The organism is Streptacidiphilus alkalitolerans (genome assembly GCF_042511045.1).
Lineage (GTDB): Bacteria > Actinomycetota > Actinomycetes > Streptomycetales > Streptomycetaceae > Streptacidiphilus > Streptacidiphilus alkalitolerans.
On sequence record NZ_JBHEZX010000019.1, the window covers coordinates 151,282 to 155,632 of the forward strand.

Below are 4,351 nucleotides of genomic sequence, written 5' to 3' on the forward strand. Positions count from 1 at the left end.
GGGACCACCGGCGGCTCCGGCTCGCTGGTCAACGGGAACTTCGAGACCGGCAGCCTCAGCCCGTGGACCTGCCAGTCCGGCGGCGCGATCGTCAGCACCCCGGTGCACGGCGGCTCGCACGCCCTGCTGGTCGCGCCCAGCTCCTCGCAGACCGGCGAGTGCGACCAGACCCTCACCCTCAGCCCCAACCACAGCTACACGCTCAGCGGCTGGGTCCAGGGCAACTACTCCTACCTCGGCGTCAGCGGCGGGGCCACGGCCAGCACCTGGACCAGCGGCAGTGGCTGGACCAAGCTGACCGTCCCGTTCACCACCGGCGCCAGCGGCACCGTCACCGTGTACGTCCACGGCTGGTACGCCCAGGGCAACGTCTACGCCGACGACCTGTCGGTGAGCTGAACCACCCGTGAGTAGTCAGTAGCAGTCAGGCCGCACGCACCGGAAGGTCGAGGTGCACCAGGCCGGCGATGCCGAACATCAGCATCACCGACTCGGTGCCCCCGGCCTTCCGGCTCGTGTCCGCCGGCAGCAGGATCGAAGGGTTCTTCGGCCCGGAGTCGAAGCCGGTGCTGCTGCCCGAGTCGAGCAGGATCCCGGCCGTGGTCAGCGGCCCGGTCGCGGCGGCGCCGCCCTTGAGCGTCGCCTGGCCGCCGCCGACCACCGACACCAGCGACAGGTGCTCGGCCACCGGCCCCAGGTTGCGGACCGTCAGATCCAGATGGGCCGTGCCGGACGGGTCGAGCCGGACCGACGCCGCGTCCAGCTGCAGATCGACGTTGCGGGCCTTCATGCTGAGCGACACCCCGTCCGGGCCGCTGCTGAGCGTGGTCTGCGCCGCACCGGGCACGGTCCGCTGGACGCCCGCGTCGCTCCCGGCGGAGCAGCCGACGGCGAGGAACGGAAGCGTGGCCGCGAGCAGCGCCACGGTCGTGGCGCGCAGGACGCGGACCGGGCGGGACGGGCCGGCGGAGCGGGAGGCAGGGTCTCGGCTAGGCATATCCCCATTGTCGTCCCGGCCCTCCGGCGCATTCACAGCGCCCCCGATGGTCCATACGCATGAACACTCCGTGTGGCAACCAGAACTTCTCCGGACGAGCGCCAAGGATCACTCGTAGGACAACACCATGGGCGGACGTTCATATCGGTCCGGCCGTGGTGCACCGTCACCTCGAAGGAGATTCATATGCGTTCCGTCAGCAAGGCCGGATTCCTGCTGAGCGCCGCCGGCGCCCTTTTGATCGCCGGCGCCGGAGCAGCCAGCGCGGACAGTAGCGCCTACGGTGCCGCTTTCGATTCGCCCGGCGTCCTGTCCGGCAACGTGATCCAGATCCCGGTGGACGTTCCGGTCAACATCTGCGGCAACTCGGTCAATGTGGTCGGCGCGCTGAACCCGGCGTTCGGCAACAGCTGCAGCAACGGCGGCGGCGACCAGCAGACCGCCCCGATGCACACCTGGCACGTCACCGGCTGGGACCACCACCACGGCTGGCTGCTGCAGGGCTGGCACCACGAGCACCAGGACAACACCGCGGACTGCGACGGTTCCTGAACCGTCCGGAACGACGTGGGCCCTCCGCGCACTGCGCGGAGGGCCCACGTCGTTCCTTGGGGAGAATCAGGTGAAGAGCACTCCGTTGCCGCCTTCGACCGCGTCGGCGTGCTCGTCGTTGAACCAGTAGTCGCCGTGGGCCAGGTAGCGGAAGGCCACCCGGTCCTTGGTGGACAGGGTGACGGTGACCGCGCGGTTGCCGTCGGCCCGCTCGACCAGGGGGTGCGCTCCCGGCTGCCAGCCGTTGAAGTCGCCCACCACGCTCACCGGACCGGTGGGGTGCTCCGCGGGGAGGACGAATGTGACCAGTGTCGTCGCCTTGCGCGGCTTTCGTTCCAGCATCGCCTTGTGCTCCAGGTTCGCCAAATTCTGAGGTGGAGACAGGAATTGAACCTGTGTACATGGCTCTGCAAGCCATTGCCTAACCGCTCGGCCACTCCACCGGGAAACATCCTCATTGTACGAAGTGTTTGCCTATCCCGGCGGTCGCGGCGCGCCGCGCTCAGCCCACCAGCTCATTGACTCCGGCGACGGCGTCGGTGCCGGCCTTCACGGTTTTCTGCACCGCTTCCACTTTCTGGCCCACCTTGTCGCCGAGGACGCCCTCGGCGACCGGAACGGCGGTCCTGGCGGCCACCCCGGTGGTCTTCGCGGCGCCTCCGAGGGCCTGGGTGTAGTCGAGGGCGTGGGCGGCCGGGGCCGCGGCGGTGAGCAGCGCCGTACCGGCGGCGGCGGCGGTGACAAGTCGAATGACGTTCATGTCCCCTGTAACGGGGCCGGGGCGGCGGAGGGCACGGCCGACCGCGGGACCCGATCGCGGAATGACAATCGGCGCGGGTGGGCCGTACGGATGAACCCGCTTGCGTCGGCGGCCGGGTCACCACCAGGGTGGAAGGCATGCACCGGACAGCCCTGGGCGGGGCCCCGGTGCCCAGCTGGGAGATCGTTTCCTTCCCTGCGCAACGGAAGCCCCCGACCGACACCGGGGGCTTCCGCATGTCCTGGCGCGGCACTGCGGCCCGCCCCGGTGTTCGGGCGGGCCGCAGTGCGGCGGGCGGGTGTCAGCCCGCGTTGTGGCAGGTGTTGCCGAAGGCCGGGTTCACCAGGCCGATGACGTTGACGCTGTTGCCGCAGAGGTTGACCGGCACGTGGACCGGCACCTGGATCGCGTTGCCCGAGCCGACCCCGGGGGACGCGAACGCGCCGCCGGCGGCGTCGCTGCTGGCGGAGGCCGCGCCCGCACCGGCGGCGAGCAGGCCCGCGGCAGCGGCGGTGACGAACAGGATGCTGTGCTTGCTGGTGCTCAAGGTGGTGCTCCTTCAGGAACGACAAGGGTGCTGCACGCGTCCGGGAACAGGACGACTGCCCGCTCCAACGCGCCCGCCCTGCTCTCGGCAACGCACGGCGGGTGATCCTCACCCAAACGCGTGACCAGTCGGCCCCGGTGTGGCTAGCGCCAGCTCTGACGGACCACCAGTTCGACCCACTCCCGGTCCCGCTGGCCCGGCAGCATCAGCCCGCGCGACTGCCACTCGCGCACCAGCTGGCTGTAGACGGGCTCGTCGGGACTGGGGGACGCGTGCCGGCCGCGGTCGGAGTACTCGGCCGCGGCGGGGAACAGTTCGGCGGGACTGATGCGGGACCAGCGGGGCTCGGGCATGCCTGGGGGAACGATTCACCGGCCGTGCGGGCACCGTTCGTTGGGCCGCACGGATGAACCCGGCCCGCGTTCGGGTGAACACCCCGCACCCGCCGTGGCCGTCGGCGCCGCCGCCACGTTTCGATGGACACCCACCGGGACACCTGATCCTTCCCGGTCTTTGAGAGGACCCACTGTGAACAGCAAGCGCAGCATCTTCGTCGCCGCCGCCGCGGTCAGCCTGCTCGCCGGCGGCGCCGGTGTCGCCGCCGCCAGCAGCGACGCGGCCGGTGCCGCCGTCGGCTCCCCCGGCGTGCTCTCCGGCAACGACATCGCCGTCCCGGTGCACGTGCCGGTGAACGTCTGCGGCAACACGGTCGACGTCATCGGCCTGCTCAACCCGGCCTTCGGCAACAGCTGCCACAACGCCGGCTGACACCGGCTCAGCAGGTAGGCACCACTCGCGGGGCACGGTCCGCGCCGGTTCACTCCGGCGGGCCGTGTCCCGCTCCGTCGTACGGCCATGACGGTGGCCCCTGGGTCACGGGTCCGGCGCCGAACACTGAGACCCCGTCGCCAGGGGCGCCCGGGGAGCGCCGGCCCGGCGGCGAGGAGGAATCGCCGCCGGGTCGGGACCGCCGGGGTGGAGTCGGCTCCACCGCCGCCACGCGTCTGCAACGACCCCGCGGGCGCCGGGGACACGGAACCGGCCTCCGGACTAGGCCGGACGAGTTGCCCCGGCTACGGGGAGTGACGCGTTTGAGTGACGATCACCGCCAGGGCGTTGCCGGACGCCCGGTCGGCGCGTTGTGCAGTCAGTCGTCCCACCGCGGATGTACGCACCACCTCTCATCCCATCAAGGAGCACGGTCTTGAACAGCAGCAAGCGCAGCATCTTCGTCGCCGCCGCAGCAGTGAGCCTGATCGCCGCCGGTGCGGGTGCCGCTTCCGCCAGCAGCGACGCTGCCGGTGCGGCCACGCACTCCCCCGGCGTGCTGTCCGGCAACCTGATCCAGGTCCCGGTCCACGTCCCGGTCAACGCGTGCGGCAACACCGTCAACGTCATCGGCCTGCTCAACCCGGCCTTCGGCAACCACTGCGAGAACTGGGGCTGATCCCTCCCTCCGCGGCGCTGCGGCCTGCCCCGTTCCTCCGGGCAGGCC

Annotated in this window: 9 protein-coding genes and 1 tRNA gene; 4 read left to right on the plus strand and 6 right to left on the minus strand. The window is 71.1% G+C overall.

The features are described from left to right. The coding region (locus ACEZDG_RS32045) for a carbohydrate binding domain-containing protein (RefSeq protein WP_380516536.1) at window positions 1–399 on the plus strand (399 nt) is incomplete at its 5' end. Window positions 400–424: 25 nt separating this feature from the next. On the opposite strand, the gene ACEZDG_RS32050 is transcribed toward ACEZDG_RS32045, so the two are convergent. After that, window positions 425–997, minus strand: a complete 573-nt coding sequence (locus ACEZDG_RS32050) for a hypothetical protein (protein ID WP_380516538.1) — start codon at window positions 995–997, stop codon at window positions 425–427. A gap of 186 nt (window positions 998–1,183) precedes the next feature. On the opposite strand from ACEZDG_RS32050, the gene ACEZDG_RS32055 reads away from it, so the two are divergent. Then, entirely contained in the window at window positions 1,184–1,549 is a 366-nt protein-coding gene (locus tag ACEZDG_RS32055) for a chaplin (RefSeq protein ID WP_380516540.1), read from the plus strand. A 66-nt stretch (window positions 1,550–1,615) separates the two neighbouring features. Here ACEZDG_RS32055 and ACEZDG_RS32060 read toward each other — a convergent pair whose 3' ends face one another. The 5 genes from ACEZDG_RS32060 to ACEZDG_RS32080 form a co-directional block, all read right to left on the minus strand. Then, window positions 1,616–1,891, minus strand: a complete 276-nt coding sequence (locus tag ACEZDG_RS32060) for an isoamylase early set domain-containing protein (RefSeq protein ID WP_380516543.1) — start codon at window positions 1,889–1,891, stop codon at window positions 1,616–1,618. A gap of 30 nt (window positions 1,892–1,921) precedes the next feature. Continuing rightward, window positions 1,922–1,992: transfer RNA gene (locus ACEZDG_RS32065), tRNA-Cys, on the minus strand. 59 nt (window positions 1,993–2,051) lie between these two features. Further along, window positions 2,052–2,309, minus strand: a complete 258-nt coding sequence (locus ACEZDG_RS32070; RefSeq protein ID WP_380516545.1) for a hypothetical protein — start codon at window positions 2,307–2,309, stop codon at window positions 2,052–2,054. 301 nt (window positions 2,310–2,610) lie between these two features. After that, window positions 2,611–2,856, minus strand: coding sequence for a chaplin (locus ACEZDG_RS32075; RefSeq protein ID WP_380516548.1), 246 nt, complete (start codon window positions 2,854–2,856; stop codon window positions 2,611–2,613). Window positions 2,857–2,999: 143 nt separating this feature from the next. Beyond that, window positions 3,000–3,209, minus strand: a complete 210-nt coding sequence (locus tag ACEZDG_RS32080) for a hypothetical protein (RefSeq protein ID WP_380516550.1) — start codon at window positions 3,207–3,209, stop codon at window positions 3,000–3,002. A gap of 175 nt (window positions 3,210–3,384) precedes the next feature. On the opposite strand from ACEZDG_RS32080, the gene ACEZDG_RS32085 reads away from it, so the two are divergent. Beyond that, a complete protein-coding gene (locus ACEZDG_RS32085) occupies window positions 3,385–3,624 on the plus strand; it encodes a chaplin (protein ID WP_380516552.1) in 240 nt (79 codons plus the stop codon). Between the two features lie 436 nt (window positions 3,625–4,060). Continuing rightward, complete coding sequence (locus ACEZDG_RS32090; RefSeq protein WP_380516555.1) at window positions 4,061–4,303, plus strand: chaplin; 243 nt, start codon at window positions 4,061–4,063, stop codon at window positions 4,301–4,303. Window positions 4,304–4,351 lie beyond the last annotated feature (48 nt).

Excerpts from the sequence above, each read along its gene's own strand:
- ACEZDG_RS32050 (WP_380516538.1), bottom strand. The coding sequence starts at position 997 with ATGCCTAGCCGAGACCCTGCCTCCCGCTCCGCCGGCCCGTCCCGCCCG.
- ACEZDG_RS32055 (WP_380516540.1), top strand. The coding sequence starts at position 1,184 with ATGCGTTCCGTCAGCAAGGCCGGATTCCTGCTGAGCGCCGCCGGCGCC.
- ACEZDG_RS32060 (WP_380516543.1), bottom strand. The coding sequence starts at position 1,891 with ATGCTGGAACGAAAGCCGCGCAAGGCGACGACACTGGTCACATTCGTC.
- ACEZDG_RS32070 (WP_380516545.1), bottom strand. The coding sequence starts at position 2,309 with ATGAACGTCATTCGACTTGTCACCGCCGCCGCCGCCGGTACGGCGCTG.
- ACEZDG_RS32080 (WP_380516550.1), bottom strand. The coding sequence starts at position 3,209 with ATGCCCGAGCCCCGCTGGTCCCGCATCAGTCCCGCCGAACTGTTCCCC.